At 63.4% G+C, this 23,588-nt stretch carries 22 protein-coding genes and 2 pseudogenes; 10 read left to right on the top strand and 14 right to left on the bottom strand.

What is annotated here, in order from left to right; genetic code table 11:
• Positions 1 to 196: 196 nt before the first annotated feature.
• The 6 genes from pdxS to OOZ51_RS20935 all read right to left on the bottom strand — a co-directional run bounded on the left by pdxS (position 197) and on the right by OOZ51_RS20935 (position 6,189).
• Positions 197 to 1,123 (bottom strand): pyridoxal 5'-phosphate synthase lyase subunit PdxS, encoded by a 927-nt coding sequence (pdxS, locus tag OOZ51_RS20960; protein WP_184734982.1) that lies wholly within the window; start codon positions 1,121 to 1,123, stop codon positions 197 to 199.
• A 473-nt stretch (positions 1,124 to 1,596) separates the two neighbouring features.
• Positions 1,597 to 2,319 carry a hypothetical protein gene (locus OOZ51_RS20955; RefSeq protein WP_265981822.1) on the bottom strand — a complete coding sequence of 241 codons (723 nt, stop codon included), beginning with the start codon at positions 2,317 to 2,319 and terminating at the stop codon, positions 1,597 to 1,599.
• 14 nt (positions 2,320 to 2,333) lie between these two features.
• Positions 2,334 to 3,155 carry a DUF2705 family protein gene (locus OOZ51_RS20950; protein WP_265981821.1) on the bottom strand — a complete coding sequence of 274 codons (822 nt, stop codon included), beginning with the start codon at positions 3,153 to 3,155 and terminating at the stop codon, positions 2,334 to 2,336.
• Positions 3,152 to 4,081 carry an ABC transporter ATP-binding protein gene (locus tag OOZ51_RS20945; protein WP_265981819.1) on the bottom strand — a complete coding sequence of 310 codons (930 nt, stop codon included), beginning with the start codon at positions 4,079 to 4,081 and terminating at the stop codon, positions 3,152 to 3,154. Before OOZ51_RS20945 ends, OOZ51_RS20950 begins: the two co-directional genes overlap by 4 nt.
• Positions 4,082 to 4,220: 139 nt before the next feature.
• On the bottom strand, positions 4,221 to 4,853 hold the full coding sequence (locus OOZ51_RS20940) for a TetR/AcrR family transcriptional regulator (RefSeq protein WP_265981817.1): 633 nt from the start codon (positions 4,851 to 4,853) through the stop codon (positions 4,221 to 4,223).
• 451 nt (positions 4,854 to 5,304) lie between these two features.
• Positions 5,305 to 6,189, bottom strand: coding sequence for a tyrosine-type recombinase/integrase (locus OOZ51_RS20935; protein ID WP_265981816.1), 885 nt, complete (start codon positions 6,187 to 6,189; stop codon positions 5,305 to 5,307).
• Positions 6,190 to 6,508: 319 nt separating this feature from the next.
• Between OOZ51_RS20935 and OOZ51_RS20930 the strand changes: the two genes are divergently transcribed.
• Positions 6,509 to 8,233: an HNH endonuclease signature motif containing protein gene (locus tag OOZ51_RS20930; protein ID WP_265981815.1), complete on the top strand. Its 1,725-nt coding sequence runs from the start codon at positions 6,509 to 6,511 to the stop codon at positions 8,231 to 8,233.
• A 107-nt stretch (positions 8,234 to 8,340) separates the two neighbouring features.
• On the opposite strand, the gene pgsA is transcribed toward OOZ51_RS20930, so the two are convergent.
• From pgsA to OOZ51_RS20910, 4 genes are all read right to left on the bottom strand, one after another.
• Entirely contained in the window at positions 8,341 to 8,970 is a 630-nt protein-coding gene (gene pgsA, locus OOZ51_RS20925) for a phosphatidylinositol phosphate synthase (protein ID WP_265981814.1), read from the bottom strand.
• Positions 8,963 to 9,571, bottom strand: coding sequence for an HIT family protein (locus OOZ51_RS20920; protein ID WP_265981813.1), 609 nt, complete (start codon positions 9,569 to 9,571; stop codon positions 8,963 to 8,965). The genes pgsA and OOZ51_RS20920 overlap by 8 nt, the downstream gene beginning before the upstream one ends.
• Positions 9,572 to 9,598: 27 nt before the next feature.
• Entirely contained in the window at positions 9,599 to 11,608 is a 2,010-nt protein-coding gene (thrS, locus tag OOZ51_RS20915; protein WP_265981812.1) for a threonine--tRNA ligase, read from the bottom strand.
• Between the two features lie 195 nt (positions 11,609 to 11,803).
• A complete protein-coding gene (locus OOZ51_RS20910) occupies positions 11,804 to 13,402 on the bottom strand; it encodes a S53 family peptidase (protein WP_265981810.1) in 1,599 nt (532 codons plus the stop codon).
• 174 nt (positions 13,403 to 13,576) lie between these two features.
• On the opposite strand from OOZ51_RS20910, the gene gad reads away from it, so the two are divergent.
• The 4 genes from gad (at position 13,577) to OOZ51_RS20890 (ending at position 17,083) form a co-directional block, all read left to right on the top strand.
• Positions 13,577 to 14,977, top strand: coding sequence for a glutamate decarboxylase (gad, locus tag OOZ51_RS20905; protein ID WP_265981826.1), 1,401 nt, complete (start codon positions 13,577 to 13,579; stop codon positions 14,975 to 14,977).
• 29 nt (positions 14,978 to 15,006) lie between these two features.
• Positions 15,007 to 15,873: a class II glutamine amidotransferase gene (locus OOZ51_RS20900; RefSeq protein ID WP_265981808.1), complete on the top strand. Its 867-nt coding sequence runs from the start codon at positions 15,007 to 15,009 to the stop codon at positions 15,871 to 15,873.
• 88 nt (positions 15,874 to 15,961) lie between these two features.
• Complete coding sequence (locus tag OOZ51_RS20895) at positions 15,962 to 16,114, top strand: hypothetical protein (RefSeq protein WP_265981806.1); 153 nt, start codon at positions 15,962 to 15,964, stop codon at positions 16,112 to 16,114.
• A 78-nt stretch (positions 16,115 to 16,192) separates the two neighbouring features.
• On the top strand, positions 16,193 to 17,083 hold the full coding sequence (locus OOZ51_RS20890; RefSeq protein ID WP_265981805.1) for a helix-turn-helix transcriptional regulator: 891 nt from the start codon (positions 16,193 to 16,195) through the stop codon (positions 17,081 to 17,083).
• A 7-nt stretch (positions 17,084 to 17,090) separates the two neighbouring features.
• Here the strand turns inward: OOZ51_RS20890 and OOZ51_RS20885 are convergent, their stop codons facing one another.
• The 4 genes and pseudogenes from OOZ51_RS20885 to OOZ51_RS20870 all read right to left on the bottom strand — a co-directional run.
• A complete protein-coding gene (locus OOZ51_RS20885) occupies positions 17,091 to 17,789 on the bottom strand; it encodes an alpha/beta hydrolase family protein (RefSeq protein ID WP_265981804.1) in 699 nt (232 codons plus the stop codon).
• Between the two features lie 291 nt (positions 17,790 to 18,080).
• Positions 18,081 to 18,458 carry a hypothetical protein gene (locus OOZ51_RS20880; protein WP_265981803.1) on the bottom strand — a complete coding sequence of 126 codons (378 nt, stop codon included), beginning with the start codon at positions 18,456 to 18,458 and terminating at the stop codon, positions 18,081 to 18,083.
• 214 nt (positions 18,459 to 18,672) lie between these two features.
• Complete coding sequence (locus OOZ51_RS20875) at positions 18,673 to 19,653, bottom strand: cation diffusion facilitator family transporter (RefSeq protein ID WP_265981801.1); 981 nt, start codon at positions 19,651 to 19,653, stop codon at positions 18,673 to 18,675.
• A gap of 36 nt (positions 19,654 to 19,689) precedes the next feature.
• A pseudogene (locus OOZ51_RS20870) lies at positions 19,690 to 20,265 on the bottom strand (DUF72 domain-containing protein); the annotation flags it as partial.
• A 475-nt stretch (positions 20,266 to 20,740) separates the two neighbouring features.
• Between OOZ51_RS20870 and OOZ51_RS20865 the strand changes: the two are divergent.
• The 5 genes and pseudogenes from OOZ51_RS20865 to OOZ51_RS20845 form a co-directional block, all read left to right on the top strand.
• Positions 20,741 to 21,022, top strand: a pseudogene (locus OOZ51_RS20865) (hypothetical protein); the annotation flags it as partial.
• Between the two features lie 102 nt (positions 21,023 to 21,124).
• On the top strand, positions 21,125 to 21,433 hold the full coding sequence (locus OOZ51_RS20860; protein ID WP_265981800.1) for a hypothetical protein: 309 nt from the start codon (positions 21,125 to 21,127) through the stop codon (positions 21,431 to 21,433).
• A gap of 56 nt (positions 21,434 to 21,489) precedes the next feature.
• Complete coding sequence (locus OOZ51_RS20855; protein ID WP_265981799.1) at positions 21,490 to 22,233, top strand: SRPBCC family protein; 744 nt, start codon at positions 21,490 to 21,492, stop codon at positions 22,231 to 22,233.
• Positions 22,234 to 22,650: 417 nt separating this feature from the next.
• Positions 22,651 to 22,917, top strand: coding sequence for a GlsB/YeaQ/YmgE family stress response membrane protein (locus tag OOZ51_RS20850; RefSeq protein WP_265981825.1), 267 nt, complete (start codon positions 22,651 to 22,653; stop codon positions 22,915 to 22,917).
• A gap of 175 nt (positions 22,918 to 23,092) precedes the next feature.
• Entirely contained in the window at positions 23,093 to 23,338 is a 246-nt protein-coding gene (locus tag OOZ51_RS20845; protein WP_265981797.1) for a hypothetical protein, read from the top strand.
• The last annotated feature ends 250 nt before the right edge of the window (positions 23,339 to 23,588 follow it).

Genomic DNA, 23,588 nt, shown 5'->3' with positions numbered 1-23,588 from the left:
CGGGCACTCTGAGGAAATGACCTGACCATAAAACGCTCCATCAATCAGAGCGTTGCTACGACCATATGACTTTGCCCCCTGATAACGACATCAACTGCGAGGTACTTGGGCGTTAACGCACGACGCCGGTCGGTCACCGTGAAAGGTGACCGACCGGCGTCGTGCAATTAGAGCGTTGCCGCGCTACAGCCGAACCCTACCAGCCGCGCTCGGCGAGGCGGTGCGGTTCGGGGATTTCCTCGACGTTGATGCCCACCATGGCTTCACCCAGGCCGCGGGAGACCTTTGCGATGACGTCAGGGTCATCGAAGAACGTGGTGGCCTTTACGACGGCGGCGGCACGCTGTGCCGGGTTGCCGGACTTGAAGATGCCCGAACCGACGAACACGCCGTCCGCACCGAGCTGCATCATCATCGCGGCGTCCGCCGGGGTGGCGATGCCGCCGGCGGTGAACAGGACCACAGGAAGCTTGCCGGTGGCAGCGACTTCCTTGACGAGCTCGTACGGGGCCTGCAGTTCCTTGGCCGCTACGTAGAGTTCGTCCTCGGGCAGCGTGGAGAGTCGGAGGATCTCGGCGCGGATCTGGCGCATGTGCGTTGTGGCGTTGGAGACGTCGCCGGTGCCTGCCTCGCCCTTGGAACGGATCATGGCCGCGCCCTCGTTGATGCGGCGCAGGGCCTCCCCGAGGTTCGTGGCACCGCAGACGAAGGGAACGGTGAAGTTCCACTTGTCGATGTGGTGGGTGTAGTCGGCCGGGGTCAGGACCTCGGACTCGTCGATGTAGTCCACACCCAGGGACTGCAGGACCTGGGCCTCGACGAAGTGCCCGATGCGGGCCTTGGCCATGACCGGGATGGACACCGCGGCGATAATCGCATCGATCATGTCCGGGTCCGACATGCGGGAGACGCCGCCCTGGGCGCGGATGTCCGCGGGAACGCGCTCGAGCGCCATCACGGCCACGGCACCGGCATCTTCGGCGATGCGGGCCTGCTCGACGTTGACGACGTCCATGATGACGCCGCCCTTGAGCATCTCGGCCATGCCGCGCTTGACGCGACTGCTGCCCGTAACGCTGGCTGCGGACGAACCGGCTTCGTTGCTTACATCAGGTGTAGACACAAAAACCCCTATGGGTAGATAGAAGACCTTGGCCGGGGCGCAGGCGGACAGGTGGCCACGCACAGCACACACCGGATTTCCAGGTCACATTGACCAAGTAAGTTCAATACTAGTCCCCTGCACTGGGCCGGTCGTACTTGATTACCCGTGGTAGGCCACGCTGTTCCGCAAGTGGCTGGAGGCGCCGCGCACCGGCTGATATGAGTCCCGCGCGTCGCAATACTTCAGGTACCTATTGACGGCATCAGATTCTTATATCCCGCGGCGGTCGCTTCTTCGACGATTATGTGGACACCGCACTTCAGTCAACGTTTTTGCCTCTCGGGAGCGTCGAGTCCTGGCGTCGGTTTTTTGGCCGGTTTTATGGCAGGCAAACACCGGGGCACGTCCGGCCGAGGCGGCACCGACAGTCATTCTCCGCCGCGCTCTGAGTTCCGGTCCTCGCACTTGCGCCTGCTGCCTTGCTTCTCCCTCTAGCGGCGCTTGAACATCACCGCGACCGCGGTCCAGATACTCACCGCGACAGCCAGGACCCCTGGCCCGGTCACGGCCTGACCACGCCAGCCTTCCCACGGTGCGGCAGTCGGCAGAAGCAGCACCGCAGCGATCGCGGCAGGCACGAGCACCGCAATGTTGACCGCCAACCGCATCCGGCGTCCCGATGGTTCCGGTGCGGACGCGTTCCCCCGCTTCTGCCGGAGGGGACGGTGCCAATCCTCGGCTATCAGCGTCGGTACCCGCCTCACGTGCGCGACGATGTGCACCGCGATAGTGGCCAGCCAGACCAGGAAGCTGACAACGTGCACCCGGATCAGTATCTCGGGGGCAGGCCCGGTGATGGCCAACGCGATGCCGCTGCCGATCAGCATGAGGGTCGAGGCGACGAGTATCGGTGCTATCACGCGCAGCATCGGCCGGGGCGGACCCTTGCGGCGATACCCGGGATCCCGGGTGTAGTAGCGAATGAATCGCCAGCCTGTGCTGGCCGTCTTGGCCAGGACCGGGCCTGCCAGGAGGGCGCCGACGAAAAAGTGCGCCACCATCAGGCTGCCCAGCGTCGGAACGGTGGCGACCTCGGCCACCGACAACACCAGCACCACGGCCCCTATCAGAGCGGTCAGTCGCTCGTTGCCGACGACGCCGGAGGCCTCACCTCCCACGCCGGCCGCTTCCGCTCCTGCGTGCTGTTCGGGCATCGCGTGCTCCTTTGTCACGCAGTCACGTCCTGGCGTGGGAACACGACGGCGCTGGCCACAACGAAGCCGACAGTCCACAGGAGGGCTGCTGCCAGGGCTGCCGGATAGCCTTGGGGAGGCGTCGGACCCACCAAGGGCACGGTCGTCCCCACAATGGTGTTGAACACCCGGCCGGGAAACCACTGGGTCACCTGCGGCAAAACCACCGCGATGATGCCTTCGACTACCAGGATGTAGGCCAGGGCAATCCCGACGCCGGCCGCGACCGAACGGGTGAGCACGGCGATGATCATGCCCAGAGCGCTCACCCCGATGAGGCAAAGCACCTCGTTGCCCAAGAACGCCGCGAAGACGCGCAGCCCCTCCGCAGAGGTCCAGGGGGTCGTCTGAATCCCCTGTCCTTGCGCAAGGACGAGGATGAATATGCCACTGACGAGCAGGGTGAGCAGCATCGAGAGCAGCACAAAGAGCACCACAAAGAGCACCAGTGCCAGCATTTTGCCCGCGAGCCACCGCAGGCGATGCGGCTCACGCACGAGCAGGTTGCGCATCGTCCCCTGGGACCATTCCGCGGCGAGATTGGCGGTCACCATCACCAGCGCGATGGCAATGATCAGTGAGCGGGCCTGGCCGATGATCGAGACCAGTCCCTGGGGGGTGTGGAACGCGGCAATCAGGCCGGTCATCTCACGGCCGGTGGCTCCGGATGCGATCTGGTGGAACGTCAGATAGGCGATAAAGGTGCTCACCGCGAGCATTACCCCCGCGACCGCCAGAACACTCCAGCGGCGGAACTTGAGCACTTCGCTGCGAAACGCACGGATCACGGAAATCATGACCGTTCTCCTTTGAGCAGAGCCAGGAACAGTTGTTCAAGGCTGGCCTCTATTACCCGGATGCTCAGGTCCGGCGCACCGGCTTCCCTGGCCTGCCGGGTCAAGGTCTCGGCAAAACCAGGAGGACAGGCGATGCGCAGGGCATGATCCTCCCGGGTGACCGCATAGCCGGCGTCACCCACGATCCTGGCTAACAGACCCAACTGCACCGCATCTTCGGCTTCGACCACCACCTCGACACGTTGGGCCAGCAACTCGTGGGCCGGACCGCAGAACAGGGCCTTCCCCTGATTGAGCATGATCAGCCAGTCCGTGACCCGTTCCAACTCACCGAGCATGTGGCTGCTAAGCAAGATGGTCTTCCCTTGGGCGACCAGGCCGCGCAGCAGCTCGCGTATACCGATGATGCCCAGGGGATCAAGGCCATTGGCTGGCTCGTCGAGAATGAGCAGCTCCGGATCGGGCAGCAGTGCCATCGCCACCCCAAGACGTTGCTTCATGCCCAGCGAATACGTTCCGACCCGATCGCGCGCCCGATCGGAGAGTTCCACCAGCTCCAGCAGCTCGCCCACGCGGGAACCGGGATGGCCTCCAAGGCGGGCGAGCACCTCCAGATTGGTCCGCCCGGAGAGACCCGGATAAAACGCCGGTGCTTCCGTCAGTGCTCCTACTCGCGGCAAGTAGCGTCCGGGCTCAGTGAGGGAGTGGCCCAGAATCGTGGCGCTGCCCCCATCGGGTCGCACCAGTCCCAGCAGCAGGCGAAGGGTAGTCGTCTTGCCTGCTCCATTGGGACCGACAAAACCCGCGATGGTGCCGGCAGGCACACGGATGCTCAGGTCATCGACGGCGGCATGCCTGCCAAAGTGCTTGCTCAAGCCATGTGTTTCGATGGCGAAAATCCCCGCGGGATCAGAGGATAGGGACATGGCTACCTGCCCCGGTTGGGGCGGGCGGACGCATCTGTGTGGTTCATGGAAATCGTTCCTTTCCGGGAAATGGACGCTCCCGACCAGATGGAATCACGGGTTGATAACCAATCGCTTAGCAACTTCGCCCCGTCAACAATCAGGGCGGAGGAGGGTGCTCCCGATTCGCAATGCCATCGAAGAGTACGCTGACCACGGAGGCTGCTCGATGGGCCTCTGACAAGCCTTTCGCCCCCCGCAGCATGCCCATGTAGAGACCGACCAGGACATTGACCGGCAGATCGGAGCGAATCTCCCCCGCCTCGTGCGCCGCCTGAAAGAGACCGGTGACATGCCGCTTGATCCGGTCAAGCAAGGACAGGATCACCAGCTGGTGGTCCGGGTCCTTGAGGTTTTCCCTGGCGTCGCGCAACAACGTGCTCAGGCGTTCATCAAGGGGGAGCGCGAGCAACGCGGAAGTAAGCACCGTCAAGCGTTCCCGGACATCCTGGGCCGTGGCAAGGATCTGATCGATTCCGGCCACCCCCTCGTCCAGGAACACGGTCTGGATCATCGTGGTGAAAAGATCTTCCTTGCCTTTGGGAAAGTGGTAATACAAGGCGCCGGATGTGACCCGGACAGCCTCAGCGAGCTCCTTCATGGACACACCCTTGTAGCCCTTTACCAGAAACAGCTCTGCCGCTTTGGTCAAAATCAGCCGTCGGGTGTCCTGGTCCGCCGGGGAGGAAGCGGGTGGCGCCGGTGCCGGGTGTTTCATGAGGGGACGGCTCATTTTGCTGCTAACTAAACGATTAGTATGTTCTGCGGAAAGCATAGTGCAAATCGTCTGTTCAGCACACCCACCGCTATGGGCTCGCCATCAACGTACGCGGGGGACACTGAAAAGCGGGGCGTACTTTCGGACGAAGAGGAACTGGTAATCCATTGCAACGCCGTGCACAAGGGCCAGATAGACGAGATAGCCGCTGCCGCTGAAGGTACCGTCCGCCCGGTGGCACGAAGGGGCCCACCGGTGAAGCCGGCCCGGACGAGAAGGGGCGCCCCGAACCATTCCTCCAGATCGGGCCAGGCCCGGACAAACCGGCGGTAGGACGCCATCCGCTCATAGTGTGCTGCCTGGTTGGGAACAAACGCTTCAACCCAGGCGCCATACTCCGCCTCCGAGGCGTGGCGGCGTGCCGCAGGAACGTCTATCCGCGCAATTGCGTCTGCCCCGGAATTCACTAAACAGCACCCAATGCAGCGCGATACTCCTCGCGGACCTGTGAATCCGAAACCCTCGTGTAAATCCGGGTGGACTCCGGCGAAGCGTGGCCCAAACGTCGTTGCAGCGCCAGCTCGCGCATGCCTGCCTCCCACATCAGGCTTCCATGCGTGTGGCGCAGGGCGTGCGGTGTCTTTTCGGGTGTCCGCAGTCCGAGTCCGTCCAGTCGGCGGGCGAACATCCGCACCAGTGCAGCGTAGGACAGCGGCTCACCAGCCCGCGCCCTGTGGCCGCCGACGAGGAACAGAAAAGGACTCCCCGCCTGGGAAGGGCGTTCCCGCAGGACATACCGGTTGACCGCGTCCAGGGTACGGGGTTCCAGCAGATCAATAACACGTTCTTGGCGGGATTTTCCTCTCGCGCCACCTGGATGGTCATCACGTTTGCGGACCGTCACCCGCCGGCGGTCATAGGAGATGTCTTCGAGGTGCAGGCCCAGAACTTCACCGGGAGGCAAACCTCCGTCAAGCATCAGCAGCACCATGCCCAGATCCCGCAGGCAGGTCATGCTCTCCAACAGCTCCGCGACATCGGGTTCGGCCAGCGGCCGCGGTAGCCGCAGGGGCAGCTTGACCCTGATTTGCCTCCGGACCGGCTGCTGCCTGCTCGCACCGCCCGTGAACGGGCGGGGCCGTTCAGCCACCATGGCCAGTGCCGGGTCAGGGTTCCGGCGCATCGGATTCTCGGCATCGAACAATTCGGCGACAATGGCCCACTCATAAAAGCTCGACACGGCCGCCAGGACCCGGGCAACCGTGGCCGCCGCCAGCAGCCGTCCCTCAGAGCCGGTGACCGCCAGACCCAGGCGCTGCGCCGGCCGCCGGCTAGGGTGCTCCGCAGCCATCCCAGGAAATTCAACGCAACGGCGGGCCGGAAATCCTGCCATTCCGTTCCCGTCGATGTAATCACCCCGGATGACTCGGTCATTACAACCCGCATCTGCGTCACCTTCCAAGTGCAACATTCCCGGCCTTCACCTGCGGTGAGGCTCGCAGTGTCCACATAAGAAAGAACTCAGAAACCATCGCCAGCCAGCATTCGACTGGCGCAGGACGAGGCTCGCAGAGGTTAGCACAGCGCCCCGGGTCGCGCCGGTATCCTCCGGGAACAGATGGCAAGCTAGCTGGGCTAAAAATGTCCGAGCCTCGTGACAAGGTTTGTTCATGGAAGGCATCGGTCAACTCGTGGCACGTCGGGCAGCCCCGGCTGACGTCGGAGTTGCGCCCTTGGGACGTCTTTCCCGCCGCCTGAAGCCTGCTGCTTCCTCCCGGCATGCCGACATCAACCGGCTGGAGGTCCGCCCCGGTACCAGGCCTGAATCCGTGCCGTGGCCCGCAAATGACCTTGATCAGGCAGTGGCGGCGATGGATGCGCTGCGCTCAACCGCGCTCTCCGACTCCCGGTTGTTCGGTTTCGCTGAGGCCGCTGAGTTCGCCGGCAGGGTCGAGGAGATCTCGCGGACGGTGGAGTTTTTGCAGATCGTCGCGGCCGGGGCCGTGGAGCGGACGCGGCGCGAAGCCCAGGCGGCACGGCAATCATCCCCGGCACCGGCCTGGAGGACCGGCTGGACCGAGTCCACGGCCGCCGCAGCAGACACGGCAATCCCGGACGTCCCGGTGCCGGCTTCTGCCGCCAGCCTCACCGGAGCAGCCGCCGCGGTCGACGACGGTTACCGGAACACGGCCGAATTCCTGCGCGCCAGGCTGCGGATCGGCATCGGCGAGGCCCGGCGCCGGCTCGCCCTGGCCTCCGTCGTGCTCCCGCAGGCAGGGATCGCCGGGCAGGAAATACCCGCACGGCACCAGGTCCTCGCCGCGGCCCTCTCCTCGGCAACCGTGCCCTCCCGTTCAGCCACCGTGATCAGCGTGGCCCTGGATCAGGTGCGACACATCGCCGATACGGACACCGCCCTGCACGTGGAGCAAGCACTGACCAACACCGCGGTGCAGAGCGATCCTGATTTCGTGTCCCGGATGGCCAAGCGCTGGGTTGATGCCATCGACCAGGACGGATCCGAACCCAGCGAGGAAGAACTCCGACACCGCCAAGGCGCGTTCATCCGCAAACCCCGCCGCGGCCTGCATTACCTGGAAATCTTCGCCACCGCGGAACAATTTGAAACCCTCGCCACCGTCATGAACACCGCCACCAACCCGCGCCTGCGCCACGACACCGAGGAAGCACCGGATACGGATCCAGGCGGCAACACCGGCAAGAACACCACCGGCGGCACCGCAGAGTTCCCGGAGCACGACGGCACTGCTCCCCCGCCGCTGGATCGCCGCTCCCGGGCGCAGAAACTGCTTGACGGGCTCGTCGGAGCCTGCGCGGTGGCCCTGTCCACCGGCGAGCTACCGGCGAACGGCGGTCTCCGGCCGCAGGTGATGGTAACCATCGACCACCGCGAACTGCTCGAGCGCGTCGAACACCAAACCACCACCGCCGCAAATCCTCGCCTGAGCACCGGCGCGTCCACATTCCAGGGCCCGATCCACCCCTCGGTCATCCGCAAGATCGCCTGCGACGCGGACATCATCCCCGTCCTGCTCGGCAGCGACAGCCGCGTCCTGGACATCGGCCGCACCACCAGGGTGTTCCCGCCCCACATCCGCAAAGCCATCACCGCCCGCGACCAAGGCTGCGCCTTCCCCGACTGCACCATCCCCGCACCCTGGTGCGAAGCCCACCACATCACCTACTGGTCCCACGGCGGCACCACCGGAACCGACAACGGCATCCTGTTGTGCAGCCACCACCACCACGTCATCCACAAAGAACACTGGACCATCACCATGGACTCCGGCGTGGCATGGTTCAAACCCCCACCCCACATCGATCCCCGCCAAACACCCCGACGCAACCACTACTTCAGACCCACCCGGACATGAGCACGCCCAGGCACGAAACGCGCCTGCACACGACAGGAACGCCGGTGACATCAACGGGCATGTCCCGAGCCGTTGACACGGTTCGGCGCACAAAATGATCCCACCGTTTAAGCGGGTGTCCCGCCGTCGACGTCTGCCATCGCTTGTTCGCGGACAGCCGCCATCCTTTGGACGACGGTGATGCCCGTTGCGGCGGCGAGCATGACGAGGGTCACCAGCAAGACGACGGAAGGCAGCCCCAGGCCGGTCAAGCCGGTCACGAGCAGCACCGAGATGAGCCGCTCGGCACGCTCGGCGATTCCCACGTTGGCGTAGAAGCCCAGTGATTCAGCCTTGGCGCGGGCGTATGAAACAACCATCCCGAGTATCAGGCAGGCGACCGCCGCAATGGCAATAGCGCTGTTCGCCCCGCCCATGAAGAACCAGATGGCGACGCCGGCGAAAATGGCGCCGTCCGCCAACCGATCCAGCGTGGAGTCGAGAAAGTTTCCCCAGGGGCCGCTGCGGCCCTGCTCCCTCGCCATGATGCCGTCAACGACGTCGGACAAGGCGAAAACGGCGATGAGCAGTGAGCCCCACCAGAGCTGGCCCATCGGGTAGAGAATCAGGGCGCCGAGCACTACCCCGGCGGTCCCGATGACGGTAACGGCGTCCGGCGAGACCCCCACCTTGAGCAGGAATCGGGCAAGGGGCGAGAACAACGCGGTGAAAAACCCGCGCGCATGGCGATTAAGCATCCGTCTCCCCGGGTGCGTCCGACTCGCCCGGCCACGCGTCCGCCACTTGCTGGCGGACCTCGTCAAGGGTCTGGGTGATGGCCTTTGTCTGCGCGATGATCGGGAAGAAGTTTCCGTCCCCACCCCAGCGCGGAACCACATGCTGGTGCAGGTGGGCGGCGATTCCCGCCCCGCCGGCAACGCCCTGGTTCATGCCCAGGTTGAAGCCGGCCGGGTTGGACACCTTGCGTAGCACGCGCATCGCAGTTTGCGTGAGCTCCGCCATCTCAGCTGTTTCCTCCACTGTGATGTCCGTGTAGTCCGGCACATGCCGGTACGGGCACACAAGCAGGTGTCCGGGGTTGTACGGAAACAGGTTCAGCACCACGTAGCAGGTCTTGCCACGGTGCACGATGAGGGCTTCCTCGTCCGTGCGGCTTGGAGCTACGCAGAACGGGCAGTCGTCCTGGTTTTTGAACTGGTTCGGCCCGCCCTTGATGTAGGCCATGCGGTGCGGAGTCCACAGGCGCTGGAACGCGTCCGGAACACCTGCCAAGCCGAAGTCGTCGGTCACTTCGGCATCGCCCGGATAGTCAGCTGCCACGCCTGTATTCTCCTGCACTGTTTCCGCCTCGGCGTTGCCGCCCCGTCAGCTCTCGCGGTTCTTGACGGCGTCCACGATTCTCCGGACGGCCTCGGCAACGGGCACACCGTTGTCCTGGCTGCCATCACGGAAGCGGAACGACACCGCACCGGCTTCCGCGTCCTCTCCGCCGGCGATCAGGACGAAAGGAATCTTGTCCTTGCTCGCAGTGCGGATCTTCTTCGGGAAGCGGTCCGATGAAATGTCCGCCTCGGCACGGATCCCCGCGGCCTTGAGCTGGTCAACGACGTCGAACATGTAATCGTTGAACGCCTCCGCCACCGGAATGCCAACTACCTGCACGGGCGAAAGCCACGCGGGGAAGGCTCCTGCGTAATGTTCGGTGAGCACGCCCATGAAACGCTCGACCGAGCCGAACAGGGCACGGTGGATCATGACCGGACGCTGGCGGGTGCCGTCGGCAGCCTGGAACTCGAGCTCGAAACGCTCAGGGAGGTTGAAGTCCAGCTGGATGGTGGACATCTGCCAGGTGCGGCCCAGCGCGTCCTTGGCCTGCACAGAGATCTTCGGGCCGTAGAACGCGGCTCCACCCGGGTCCGGGACCAGCTCCAGCCCCGACGCCTCGGCTACTTCAGCCAGGGTGCGGGTGGCTTCCTCCCAGGCAGCGTCCTCACCAACGAACTTGTCTTCGTTCTTGGTGGACAATTCAAGGTAGAAGTCGTCCAGTCCGTAGTCCTTGAGCAGGCCGAGGACGAAGTTCAAGGTGGTGGTGAGTTCGTCTTTCATCTGCTCGCGGGTGCAGTAGATATGGGCATCGTCCTGTGTCATGCCGCGCACACGTGTCAGTCCGTGGACAACACCGGACTTCTCGTAGCGGTAGACGGAACCGAATTCGAAGAGGCGCAGGGGCAGTTCGCGGTAGGAGCGGCCGCGGGATCGGAAGATGAGGTTGTGCATTGGGCAGTTCATCGGCTTCAGGTAGTAGTCCTGGCCGGGCTTGCGCACGGTGCCGTCGTCGTTCAGTTCCGCGTCGATGTGCATCGCCGGGAACATGCCTTCCTTGTACCAGTCAAGGTGGCCGGAGACCTCGTAGAGGTGGCCCTTGGTGATGTGCGGGGTGTAGACGAACTCGTAGCCGGCGTCCACGTGGCGCTGGCGGGAGTAGTCCTCCATGGCCTTGCGGATGATGCCGCCCTTGGGGTGGAACACCGGTAGGCCGGAGCCCAGTTCGTCCGGGAACGAGAACAGGTCCAGCTCCGCGCCGAGCTTGCGGTGGTCGCGGCGCTCAGCCTCGGCGATGCGCTCCTGGTAGGCCTTCAGTGCATCCTTGGTAGGCCAAGCGGTGCCGTAGATACGCTGCAGCTGCTGGTTGTTCTGGTTGCCCAGCCAGTAGGCCGCCGAGGAACGGGTCAGCGCGAAGGCATTGGAGATCAGTTTGGTGTTGGGCAGGTGCGGTCCGCGGCAGAGATCGCACCAGACGCTGTCACCGCTCTTGCGGTCCACGTTGTCGTAGATGGTGATGTCCCCAGCGCCCACCTCTACGTTGACGCCTTCACCGGCGTCGGCGGCATGGTTCTTTTTGCCGAGCAGTTCGAGCTTGTAGGGCTCGTTCTTCATGGCCTCGCGGGCTTCGTCCTCCGTGACGACGCGGCGCACGAACTTCTGGTTCTGGTTGATGATCTTCTGCATCATCTTTTCGAGCTGGCGCAGGTCTTCAGGGGTGAAGGGTTCGGCGACGTCGAAGTCGAAGTAGAAGCCGTCTGTGATGTACGGGCCGATTCCGAGTTTGGCATCCGGGCGCAGCTGCTGCACGGCCTGGGCCATGACGTGTGCGGTGGAGTGGCGCAGGACGTTGAGGCCGTCTGCCGATTCGATGGTCACGCCTTCAACCTGCGCGCCTTCGGGCAGCGCCTGGTCGAGGTCCTTGAGTTCGCCGTCGACACGGGCTACTACAACGTCGCGGCGCTCAAAGAAGAGTTCCGCGCCGGTGGTCCCTTCCGTCACCTTGGTCTCTTCGCCATCGACGATGAGGGTGATCTGCTGGGCATCTGACACGGGTGTCTCCTATTCATTGATATGGCTTCATAGCTTGTGGCGTACGGGGACCACAGCCAGCCATCGTCCATCGTATCTGGTCCGGCGAAGGCCACCAAAGCAGGCATGGGCGTGCCGTTTCGCGGCCCGCAGACCGACAGTAATCGGCGACGGTCCTCGAGTTCGGCGCTACTGATGTTGTGGCGGAATGAGCGGTCAGGGTTTACCCTGCAGCAATGCAAGAAGGGCCTTGCCGTCCGGGCTGCCCAAGCCGGTGCAGGGGTCCCAACCGGTCCCGGCCCGGTAGCTTCCGTTGGAGCCTGCCGTGATGTCGTGGAAGCCTGACGCCGGTTGCGTGCCGTTTTGGTAGAGCAGCGGCTGGATCAACCCGAAGCGCCTGTTGGTTGCCTGGGCGAGGCGGGCGATCAGCGCCGCCCAGAGAGGTGCCACGGCGCTGGTTCCGCCGATCACCATGTCTTTCCCATCGACCCGAACTCGGTAGCCGGTCTGCGGGTCCGCGACGCCGCTGACGTCCGGCACGCCTCGCCCCGCCTTCTTGGGGGCGGGTTTGTGCTTCGCGTGTCCGGTAACGCCCGACTGCCAGGAGGGAACAGGAAAGACGTCGCTGTACCCTCCGCCGGTGGCGGAGTTCGGACCATCGTTCCAGACGGTTTCTGCGCTGATGACACCCGTCGCAGGGTCTGCTTGAAGGCGGGTTCCGCCGCAGGCCAGCACGTGAGGGCTCGACGCCGGGAAATCGGCGTGGTCCTTGCTGTCCGTTGCGCCGTCGGCACTGCCGTTGTCCCCGGCGGCGGCTGTCACCGTCACCCCGAGGGCCGCGGCGTCGGCCATAGCCTGGTCGAACGCCGTCCGGGCTTGGGCCGTCCATGCGTCCTCGCTCTGGCCCCAGCTGATGCTGATAGCGGCTGGTGCGGGATTCGCGTGCGACGCGGCGATAATCGAGTCCAGGAATCCGGCGTCGGTGTTGGGGGCAAAGTAGACCACAATATTGGCCTTCGGTGCCAAGGCACCTACAACTTCAATGTCGAGCAGGACTTCCCCGTCGGCACCCGCAGGATCCTTCCCGGGCTGGTTCGCCCCGCCGTCTACTCCCACCGCAGTGATGGTCGGCGTGGGCATACCGAGGCCTTGGAAGTAGGCGTCCAGGTCCTGTTGGCCGTAGCCGCCGCCGAGTTCGATGATGGCCACGGTCTGGCCTGTCCCGTCAGTTCCGTCGGGGAAGTTATAGATTTTTCCCAACTGGGGCGGGGTATAGCTGGTACCTGTCGCGGCGAGCGGTATGACGCGAAACTGAGCCCGGGCTTGGGGCCGGTCGTCAAGGCCTAGGACGGCAACAACGACGCCGTCGAGGGCCGCGGGTACCTGGAGGCCTCCGGTGCGGTGGCGGTGCGTAACCGCAGTGCCGTCCGGGCTGCGACTTGTCAGCTCATCCAGGGACGTTCCGAAAATGCTGCTCAGCTGCCCCACTGAGCCGGCCAGCCGAATCCTGCGGCTAGCCGCGTCCGATTCAACGACCTCAATGCCCAAGTCGGTGAAGGTGTGCACGGCCAGATCAAGGTCCGCCGCGGATGCGCCGTAAGTTGAGGCCAGCTCGTCCCGCGACAGAGGGGTGGACGGTACTTCAGTCAATTCTTCCTGGCGCCGAAGTATGACCGTCGCCTCAATCCGACGGGACGGGTCGACAGGACCGAGAAGGTCCCTGACGCCCGGAGCGGGGGCCCTTTCTGATCCCGGTAGCGGGACGCTGCGCGTCTCTGCCGGCTGGCGCTCTTCAGGGGTGTGCTGCATCGACATTGGTGCCTCCTATTATCGCGGTGACAGAGCTCCGTCCCCTGCGATTATGTACCCGGAGCCTCTTTTGGCACCATGCCGTGGGGTTTGGGTGCGGCGGCCTCCCACGGTAGCGTGGGCCCTGGCAAGCCGTGGCACCGCCACGGCGAGCGCCGTGGCGAGTCAAAGGAGCGAACCATCAATAGGTCACACCGGGCATCAGCCCATGAACCCGACACAGCGGTTGAGTTGAACCCGGTTTTCAGCCGGCCGGGAGAATCCAGCATCTTTCCACGTTTCACCCTCCCGGACGGAGAGTCGCTCCCGTCGACGGCCTATCAGGTTGTCCACGACGAAGCCATGCTGGACGGGAACTCCCGCCTCAATCTCGCAACGTTTGTTGGAACGTGGATGGAACCCGAAGCGTCGAAACTCTACGCCGAGACGTTTGACAAGAACATGATTGACAAGGACGAATACCCCCAGACCGCCTTGATCGAAACCCGCTGTTGGCGCATGCTCGCAGGCCTGTGGAACGCGCCCGATCCCGCCAAGTCCGTGGGGACGTCCACCATCGGCTCCTCAGAGGCATGCATGCTCGGCGGCCTCGCGTTGAAGCGCCGCTGGCAACATTCAAGGCGGGCGGCCGGTCTTTCGACGGACAAACCCAACCTTGTCCTCAGCTCGGCCGTGCAGGTGTGCTGGGAGAAATTCTGCAACTACTGGGACGTGGAAGCCCGGTACGTTCCGGTGTCAAAGGAACATCCGGCGCTCGACGGCCACGGGCTGGATCAGTATGTGGACGAGAACACCATTGGCGTTGTGGCCATCATGGGCGTGACCTACACGGGATCCTATGAGCCCGTGGAAAGGATCTCCGCGGCGTTGGACGAGATACAGGCACGGCGAGGATTCGATATTCCTATCCATGTTGACGGCGCCTCTGGCGCCATGATTGCGCCTTTCCTGCAACCGGAGACCGTCTGGGACTTCCGTTTGCCAAGGGTTGCCTCGATCAACACCTCAGGCCACAAGTACGGCTTGGTCTATCCAGGCCTTGGATGGGTCATTTGGCGGGATGAGCAAGCTCTGCCCGCGGACCTGATCTTCCACGTCAGTTACCTGGGTGGGAACATGCCGACTTTCGCCCTGAACTTCTCACGCCCCGGCGCCCAGGTGCTCTTGCAGTACTACTTGTTCCTCCGGCTCGGATACGAGGGATACAAATCCGTTCAGGCAACCTCCCGGGACGTGGCGCTCTTTCTCTCCAGTGAAATAGGGGCGATGGAGCCATTCACTTTGTGGAGCGACGGATCGGACATCCCGGTCTTTGCCTGGCAGCTCGCTGACGGCTATACGGAGAATTGGAACCTTCACCATTTGTCTGAACGGCTTCGGATGAATGGGTGGCTCGTCCCCGCCTATCCAATGCCGGATGGCCTGAGCGATGTGACGGTGCAAAGGATCGTTGTCCGCAATGGCTTCACACGCGACCTCGCGTCCAGCTTCCTGGACGACCTCAAAAAGGAAGTTGCGTACTTGGACGGCCTCACTGCACCCATGCCCGACGGCGGGCAAACCCAGGCGTTCCACCACTAGTCAGCAGCGACTTACAAGGAGAAGTGCCAATGTGCCGCTTGTTCGGCTTGCACGCCGGGTCCCAGCCCGTACGTGCCACCTTCTGGCTTTTGGACGCGCCGGACAGCCTCGCTGACCAGAGCCGGCGCGAGCCCGACGGCGCCGGCATAGGCACCTTTGACGGTGACGGTAAGGCCCATGTCGCCAAACAGCCGCTCGCCGCATGGGAGGACCACGCCTTTGCGCGCGAGGCGCGGGTCCTGAAGAGCACGACGTTCCTGGCCCATGTTCGGTATGCCAGTACCGGCGCGCACACCATGATCAACACGCACCCGTTCGAGCAAGATGGGAGGTTGTTCGCCCACAACGGCGCCTTCGGCGATCTTGAACGGCTCGATCAGCGACTGGCTGAGTTCGGAGTTGCGGATCTGGTGTACGGCCAGACCGACAGTGAGCGACTCTTCGCCCTGATTACTGCAGAGAGCAGGCGAGCAGGTGGCGACGTCGGCGAAGGTATCACCCAAGCGATCAGCTGGATCGCCCGTGAGCTTCCGGTCTTCAGCTTGAACCTCATTCTAACGACGGCGACCGACCTTTGGGCGGTCAGGTTCCCGAACACCCACGAACTGCACATTCTGGAACGGCGGCCTGCCGGTCCTGGCGATGCAGTTCCGTTGGACGCGCGGAGCTCCCGTATCCGCGCCCACAGTAAGGAGCTCGCCCATTCCGGACACGTCCTTATTGCCACCGAACCGATGGATGACAACCCGGCGTGGAGGCCGTTGGCTGGCGGCGCGCTGGTCCACGTCGGTCCGGACCTGGGGGTGACTTCGAGCTACCCCTTTGCCAAGGCGCCGGCACATCCGCTCACGCTGTCCGACCTCTCCCCCTCCGCGGCTGCATCCCAAAAACCCTGAGCCTCGAACGAAAAACAGTCCCGGCGTCTTACCCTGGAGGCCGCGTGTTCAGCGCGGCCGCGGGACCGGCCCCACATAAGATCGACCCATGACCGCTGAAGTCGAATCCGAAACCGCCTTCGTCCCGGCCGTGCAACTGGACGGACAGATGAGCATCAACGACGTCCTGCTTGAGTTGGGCTGGGAACCTGTGGTGTACCCGTCGGCGAACGCCGACGCCGGCGACTTTCACATTTTCTAGCCGGGCCCCGGGCCCTGGGCCATGGAGGTACTGGCAGGGACTCCCTTGCGCTGCCGAAAGGTCACTATCGTTGACCGCATGGACAACCGCAATGACGTTCGCGATTTTTTTGCCTCCCGGCGCGCGAAGCTGACACCTGATCAGGCGGGGGTACCGGCGTCGGGCGGCAATCGGCGAGTGCCCGGACTTCGCCGCGGCGAAGTGGCGACCCTGGCCGGGGTGAGCGTCGAGTATTACACCCGGCTCGAGCGCGGAAACCTTGCAGGAGTGTCCGAAAGCGTCCTGGAAGCAATGGCGAGGGCGCTGCAACTTGACGAGGCGGAGCGTTCACATTTGTTCGATCTGGCACGCACCGCCGGAACAAGCAAGCGGCAGCGTCGAACCGCACCACAACACGTGCGGCCGAGCGTCCAGTTTGTCCTCGACGCCATCACCGACGCGCCGGCGTTTGTTCGTAACGCACGCATGGACATCCTCGCGGCCAACAGGCTCGGCCTTGCCTTGCACTCAGAAATGTATGTCAACCCAATCCGTCCCGCCAACTATGCGCGTTTCATTTTCCTGGATGAAGAACGCGCCCGCCGGTTCTTCCCGGACTGGGAACTCGCAGCCAACAACATGGTGGCCATCCTCCGCGCCGAGGCCGGTCGCGACCCGTTCGACCGCGGGCTAAGCGATCTCGTTGGAGAGCTCTCCACCCGCAGCGACGAATTCCGCACCCGCTGGGCGGCACATAACGTGCGCCGCCACTACACCGGGTTCAAGCATTTCCATCACCCGGTGGTCGGCGAACTCCGCCTGCTGTTCGAAGCGATGGAGCTCTCGGCCGACACCGGGCTCTCGCTATTCATCTACCCTGCAGAACCTGGCTCCCCCTCCGCAGACGCGCTGCGCCTCCTCGCGAGCTGGGCCGCCACCCTGGAACTGGCAGGACTACCCCAAACCGCACCTGCCGAAGGTGGTGCCTGACCGCTGCTTAGGTCATTGATCGGGCTGCGATCAGGCTAGCCTTCAACCAAGAAACGGCACGTCGTCTCTGCGCGTCCGGAAAAGCGTGCCCGCCTTGAAAAGGAACAAAATCGGCGACGCCTTCCCGGAAGGAACTGATGAGGCCTTGGACGTCCGAAAAGGGGAACAGCGGATCATTCCGTCCGGCGACGATCATCACACGCTGGTTTTCGATAGCTTGAGCCACCAGGTGGGTGTCACCGGCTTTGCGAAGATTCGGCACAAACCACGCTGGGTTATGCGAAATGGCCTCCCGTTCAAATGACTCAAGGGTCCCGATCCCGCAGCTGAGGACCCCGGCACGCAGCCGCGGATCGCAAGCTAGATTGAAGAGTCCGATCTGACCGCCCAGCGAATGACCTGCAATCCCTAGGGGTCCGCGAACTTCGGCGTCAAGCCATCCGGTGACCATGGCGATGTCCGCCGTGTGGAGGCCTTGCAACGTCGATCCGGACACCACCAGGTTCCATGCTTCACGGTGTTCCGCTTGCCAAGCGTCCGCCGTGTCGCGTTGCCGCTCCTCGAATCCAAGAAGGTCGGGAACAAGCGTCGGCATGCCTGCCTCTGCCAATTCAAGGGCAAACGCCATTTGCGGGTCACCGTCAAGCCCGGCAGGCTCGCTCTTTCCCAAGGCATAAGTTCCGGCGTGCTGGTGGACCGCGACCACAGCCCCCGCATGAGGATCCTCCTCAGCAGGCGTGAGGAACAGACAAGGGACAACATGCCCATCGTCCGCCCAAATCTCAAGGCGCTCGCGCAGGACCTTACCCTGACGCGCGCTGGAACCACGAACAACTTTTGCAGCTTGATAGCGGCGAATGGTTTCCAACCCGAGAAGGGACAGAATCTCAGCCCGGGCGGCATCCACTATGCGGGTTCCCCTCCATGTTTGGAATCTTCAATCATTCTTCCCTTCCACCGAGGGATGGTCCAGACCGTCCTCCCGGCCGGTGCGGGGCTACGGCTGCCGACGCTCTTGCTCGCCGCCGTCGTCCCTCTCCGAGCGGGTCCCCGCATCCGGGTCCAACTCTTCGGCCCGCCGTAGCCGGTCTTGCGAGACTTCGTTGGCCCGCTCGGAAGCCGCCTGCTTCTCGGTGGCCTCCTTATGCAGCCGTTCCGCTTCGCTCTCGGCCCGGGCAGCGTCGGCCTCCGCCCGAGCAGCTTCGGCGCTGCGCTCGTGAGCCCCCAGGGCGTCAGTCCGTGCCCGCTCGCGGAGCTCTGCAGCGCGCTTGCGGTCAACGGCAGTCTTCGCGCGGCGTCCAAATACGACGACGGCGAGGATCAGCGCGATTATGACAACCACTACGACGATCCAGATCCATTGTTGCCAGTCCATTTCGGCCTCCTCAACATTGACTGTGCCTCCGCCGCCGCGGCGCCGGTTCCATCCTGCGGCCGACCCTGCGGCTGGGGTCGGCTGCGGGTCGGCTGCGGGTCGGCGTGCCCGGGCTGAACGCGGATGCTGGTCCCTTGAGTCAACAACTTTGCGTGAAGCAGGGCACGAGTAGCGTGTACTTGTTTTCCTCAGTTGAGGCCCGGGGTCGGGCTTGCTACTCGACCGCTGGTGAGGGCCGACGAACGCCAAAGGCAAGCGAAGGTTCGTCCGGTGTGGAGAGCGTCAGCACGGCCTCCTCGACGGTCTCCTCGTCCTCAAGTTCGCGCTCAACGCGTCGCAGGGCCACCGCCACGTCGTGCTCCCGAAGGTCACCTTTGATGTCCACAGCCGCGACCAAATACAGCTTGCGTGGCCCCACAAATTCCAAGTGCAGATAGGTCAGGCGCTCGATCTCCGTATGGTCCAGGACCCGGATCGCCATCGATTTCTCAAGCTCGGGGGTAACGCCCTGGCCTACCAGGAAGCGTCGATTACGATCTATCAGCACCACCGCGACAACCCCGAGAAGGATGCCCACAAGAATAGACCCGAGAGCGTCTGGAACAGGCGAACCCGTGGTCTGGTGCAAGAAGACGCCGAAGAAGGCAATGATCAGGCCGATCAACGCGGCACTGTCCTCCGCGAAGACGGCACGCATTGTGGGATCCGAACTCTTGAGCACTTGTTCCAAAGTGCGGCGTTCAAGTTCCTTAGCGGACTTGCGCGCCTGCCGGAACGCCTGGATGAACGAGGCCCCTTCGAGCACGAAGGAGATCGCCAGGACAACATAGGCGACCGCGAAATCACCGGCTGGCTCCGGTGCGAAAAGCTGTTGGATGCCGTGCATCACGGATACCACAGCACCTGCGGTGAATAAGCCAAACGCGGCAAACATCGACCACACGTAGGCTTCCCTGACGTAGCCCATCGGATGGGCTACGTCCCGCTGTTTCGAAGATCTTCGCTCGGCCACAAGCAGGAAGACCTGGTTTCCCGTGTCAGCCCAGGAGTGGGCGGACTCGGCGATCATCGAAGCGGACCCGGTAATCACGGCAGCGGCTGTTTTTGCCGCGGCAACAAGAAGATTTGCCGCAAAAGCCAGGATCACAGTCTTTAGCGATGAAGATGGCTTGTTGACCTTCTTGCTTTCGCCCATGGAACCTAACGTACCTAACGACATTAAGAGCCAGGCCTAGCGGCTGCCGAGAAATGAACGGAGGGTGTGGGCGTTACGGACCGCATTCCCGCCGCCGTCATTGTTGAAATAGACGAAGGCGTCCTTGCCCGCAGCCTCCCATTCCGCAATCCGTTCCGCCCACCAGCGGAGGTCCTGCTCGGAGTAGGAACCGGCGTAAAGGTTGTGGTGGTCCGGCCCGTGCATCCTGACGTAGACAAACGGTGCTGTGGCACGAAGTACGCAAGGGAGCTGCGCTCCGCTCATGATGCAGTACGCCGCTTGGTGGTCCTCGAGCAACTCGTAGACGGCGTCGTCGTGCCAACTATGATGACGGAATTCGACGGTTACCCTAATCCACTCGGGGATCAGGTCAAGGAAATAGGCCAGCCTGGCGTCGTCGTGCTCCAAACCGGGAGGCAACTGGACCAGCAGGACTCCGCGCCGCTCTCCGAGCTCGTGCCAAGCCGCTTTTACCCGGTCGACCCAGGCTTCGGGGGCGTAGAGACGCTTTCCATGGGTCAGGCCGCGAGGCGCTTTCACCGAGAAGGCGAATCCTTCAGGTATCCGGGTCCGCCAACTGGCAAACGACGAGGTTGGTCGACGGGCAGATGCGTTTGGGGTCGATTCTCGGGCTGATCGTCGTGGTCTGGCTCGTAGTGGGAGCGGTAGCCGCCGGCCAGCGCGGCTACTTCAACGCGGTTCCCGCGCAGTGTTCGCAATTCGCAACGATTAGTCTGAATATCGTTGCGGGTCCACTGAACTACATGGGACTGAACCCTGTGGCAGGTTGCGAGCTGCCACGACCATCGTGAACCAGCCGGAGGACCCGCTGCCGCCTGGCTGGAGCTGCCGCACCCACTCCTTTCTTGGTCTCCCGGATATGGCCGCCTGGATCCGGAACCCTGGCTCCGGACCCAAAATCGCCCTAGTCTAGGCCTTACCGATCCATATAGTAAGTTTGCTGAGCAATTTCATCGAATCCATGGACAAGCGTCCAGCAGGCCTACTAGTTTCGATGTGGTAGCAGGCTCACGCGAGCGTCGAAAGGCCGACGAAGAAGGTGGACATGTACCCCCAAGAATCGCAGCATGCTGAAGTGGAACAACCAAGTCGTGGCCAGTCTGTCGCGCCGAAAGATCCACGTTCCGAGTACTACTCGGGATCCTTCCCCCAGCAGGAGCAGAAGCAGCCAGGGCTTACCGGGCTCATGGATCCGGTTCCGGACCATGGCGAGCTTTCCTACAAGGGTGATGGCCGTTTGACGGGCAAGGCGGCCCTCATCACCGGAGGAGACTCCGGGATCGGAGCAGCTGTTGGCATTGCCTTCGCCCGGGAAGGTGCCGACGTCCTACATGTCCGGCGCTGTTTTGCCAGTCACTGGCGGAAAGGCCTCGAGCAGCAGGGTCCTTGATTATCCATCATCAGGTTCAACCAGCACGGAAAGGCCAACATGGACAACCAGCGCACAGCCCAGGAACAGGAAGCCGGAGGCTACGGGACTCCGACGCCGGAACAAGAAGCTACAGGACCGGGCGGTCAGCAGGCGACGCCGCACAATGAAGAGGCCACTTCGACGTCGGAGGATGGGCGCAGCGGATCGACCGCCGTCCCATCGGCCGATGCCGAACTGGACGACTCGAACTCGGAAGGGACCGAGCCCGGCAGGTCTTTCTCGTCGGAACCGAAGGGCGATGCAACAGGGCTGCCCCAGGAAGAGTCCCCGAAAGATGACGACGGCGAAACATTCGACGCTGGCTAGATCGCCTAAACGACCACCAACCTCCGCAGGAACAAACGCAAGCAAGGAGCATGAACATGGCTACCGTTAACCGAACAATCGACGTGGAAGTTCCCGTTTCAGTGGCATACAACCAATGGACCCAGTTCGAGTCTTTCCCGGAATTCATGAAGGGCGTCGAAGCGGTCCGACAGATCGACGAGACCGCCCTGCATTTCTCCACCAACGTCGGCGGGGTCAAGCGCGACTTTAACGCCCAAATCCTTGAGCAGGTTCCGGATTCATTGGTCAGCTGGGCAAGTATCGACGGTCCGCGGAACGCGGGCTCGGTACGCTTCGAACCGCTCGGCCGGGATCGAACCCGCGTCAACGTGGAGATCGAGTGGGAGCCGGAGAGCTTTGTCGAAAAGGCAGGCTCCCTGGTAGGTATCGACGATCTGAGGGTTTCGGCCGACCTGGACAAGTTCAAGGAATTCATCGAGGCACGCGGCCAGGAGACAGGTGCCTGGCGCGGCTCCGTGGCCGACGGCGATGTCGATGACGCCGGGGAGGCCTTCGGCGCCGCCACCACCTCGGAACTACCCGCCGTCGATCCTGACTTAACTGCGCCTGCGGCGACGAACGCGGCCGACGGCGGGGCCCAGCCTCACGTCGGGCAGTACACCGAGGGCGATTACGGCACGGAACGCGTCCTCGATCTCCCCGCCGAACGAATCCAAGGCGACTACACCGCTGAAGAAACGCTCGACGACCCGTCCGGGCTGCCCGGCTCTGAGCCTTTGCCAGGCACAGAGAGCAGGCCGCGTCCGACGGACCACTGAACCCTGTAGGGCCGGCCACGAACAGGCCGGCCCTGCGGAAGTCCGGTATGAATCCACCCACGATTCGAGGAGCAACCCATGAGCGAGTTCCCTCCCGACCCGACGCGCGATCCTGACCCTACCCGGGAACCACGGCCAACCCCGACGCCGGAACCTGTGCCATTGCCGGAGCCGGGCCCGACGCCTGTCCCCAGCCCGGGACCCGGACCCCAACCGGGACGGCGCCCAGGAACTCCCGAACCAGTTCCCCTTCCCGAGCCGGGTCCTTCACCGGTCCGCGATCCGGATCCCGGCCTGCCCTTCCCGCCCACGCGCCCCCTCGGAGAGACTCCTGTCACGAACGGGTAGGGCCCTTCGGAATCGGCGAAATTCCGAGTACAAGATTGGTGGATTTCTCTTCAAGAAAGCGAGACTGTGATGGGATTTTTTGGATTTCTTTTGCTTGGCCTCATCGCGGGTGCAATTGCCAAATTGATCATTCCCGGCAGGCAAGGCGGCGGCTGGCTGATCACCCTAGTCCTGGGCGTAGTTGGCGCCTTACTGGGTGGGTGGATCGGTGGCCTGATTTTCGGGGGCGGCCTGCAGGAGTTCTTCTCGATACGCACCTGGCTGCTCGCCATCGGCGGATCGGTGGTAGTACTGCTGATCTACGGCGCAATCACAGGCAGGAAGAGCCGGACGTAGGCCGATCGATTGGGACATAATGCCACCGACGTCACAAACCGTCGATACAAGGCCACATTCATCGTTCTGGCTCCCGAGCCGTGAACAATTCGGTTGCCCTCATTACTATCTAGAGTGGATGCGGGTAATCCCGAACCCGGCCGGGACCTGCCGGGATGACTATTGGGGGCTGGCAGTGTCGGAACCTTTGGAGTCTTTTGACCCACTCGGAGGGCAGGAAGCGGTGTTGAATTCCGTGGTGGTCGGCAGTGACAACCTCGCGGCCCTACGCGAGCAGGCACAGGGCATCATCGACGAAGTCCTCAGCGGTACCGAGCCCGGCGGTGAGCACATTCGGGCCAAACTGAGGGCCAGCATTGCCCGCCATCCAGGATTCCCGGAACTCGCCCTGCTTGAGCACTTGATGAATCGGAACCATTGACGTCCGAGTTGCTGCTTTTGTCCGATTACCAGCCACGGGGCCGATCGAGTCAAAGATGCGGTAGGCAGGAGCCTCGTGGCGGGCTTTGGTCTGAATAAACTGCTGTCCTCTTCGGTGAGCACGGTTCCGCCGCGGCGGCGGCGCTGGACGTCGCCGTCGTCGTCCGACCACTCCAACCCTAATATGTGGTTGGTTCCGTCAAGGGGCGGGGAGAAGCGGTCCCGGGGGTTGCTTTCTTGGTGTTGGCCGT

The organism is Arthrobacter rhizophilus, assembly GCF_026241105.1.
Lineage (GTDB): Bacteria > Actinomycetota > Actinomycetes > Actinomycetales > Micrococcaceae > Arthrobacter.
This window is presented reverse-complemented; position numbering and strand designations above follow the sequence as displayed.

Excerpts from the sequence above, each read along its gene's own strand:
- OOZ51_RS20930 (WP_265981815.1), top strand. The coding sequence starts at position 6,509 with ATGGAAGGCATCGGTCAACTCGTGGCACGTCGGGCAGCCCCGGCTGAC.
- OOZ51_RS20910 (WP_265981810.1), bottom strand. The coding sequence starts at position 13,402 with ATGTCGATGCAGCACACCCCTGAAGAGCGCCAGCCGGCAGAGACGCGC.
- OOZ51_RS20940 (WP_265981817.1), bottom strand. The coding sequence starts at position 4,853 with ATGAGCCGTCCCCTCATGAAACACCCGGCACCGGCGCCACCCGCTTCC.
- OOZ51_RS20880 (WP_265981803.1), bottom strand. The coding sequence starts at position 18,458 with ATGGACTGGCAACAATGGATCTGGATCGTCGTAGTGGTTGTCATAATC.
- OOZ51_RS20875 (WP_265981801.1), bottom strand. The coding sequence starts at position 19,653 with ATGGGCGAAAGCAAGAAGGTCAACAAGCCATCTTCATCGCTAAAGACT.
- pgsA (WP_265981814.1), bottom strand. The coding sequence starts at position 8,970 with ATGCTTAATCGCCATGCGCGCGGGTTTTTCACCGCGTTGTTCTCGCCC.
- OOZ51_RS20890 (WP_265981805.1), top strand. The coding sequence starts at position 16,193 with ATGGACAACCGCAATGACGTTCGCGATTTTTTTGCCTCCCGGCGCGCG.
- OOZ51_RS20950 (WP_265981821.1), bottom strand. The coding sequence starts at position 3,155 with ATGATTTCCGTGATCCGTGCGTTTCGCAGCGAAGTGCTCAAGTTCCGC.
- OOZ51_RS20935 (WP_265981816.1), bottom strand. The coding sequence starts at position 6,189 with ATGGCTGCGGAGCACCCTAGCCGGCGGCCGGCGCAGCGCCTGGGTCTG.
- OOZ51_RS20850 (WP_265981825.1), top strand. The coding sequence starts at position 22,651 with ATGGGATTTTTTGGATTTCTTTTGCTTGGCCTCATCGCGGGTGCAATT.
- OOZ51_RS20945 (WP_265981819.1), bottom strand. The coding sequence starts at position 4,081 with ATGTCCCTATCCTCTGATCCCGCGGGGATTTTCGCCATCGAAACACAT.
- OOZ51_RS20860 (WP_265981800.1), top strand. The coding sequence starts at position 21,125 with ATGGACAACCAGCGCACAGCCCAGGAACAGGAAGCCGGAGGCTACGGG.
- OOZ51_RS20900 (WP_265981808.1), top strand. The coding sequence starts at position 15,007 with ATGTGCCGCTTGTTCGGCTTGCACGCCGGGTCCCAGCCCGTACGTGCC.
- OOZ51_RS20895 (WP_265981806.1), top strand. The coding sequence starts at position 15,962 with ATGACCGCTGAAGTCGAATCCGAAACCGCCTTCGTCCCGGCCGTGCAA.
- OOZ51_RS20855 (WP_265981799.1), top strand. The coding sequence starts at position 21,490 with ATGGCTACCGTTAACCGAACAATCGACGTGGAAGTTCCCGTTTCAGTG.
- OOZ51_RS20955 (WP_265981822.1), bottom strand. The coding sequence starts at position 2,319 with ATGCCCGAACAGCACGCAGGAGCGGAAGCGGCCGGCGTGGGAGGTGAG.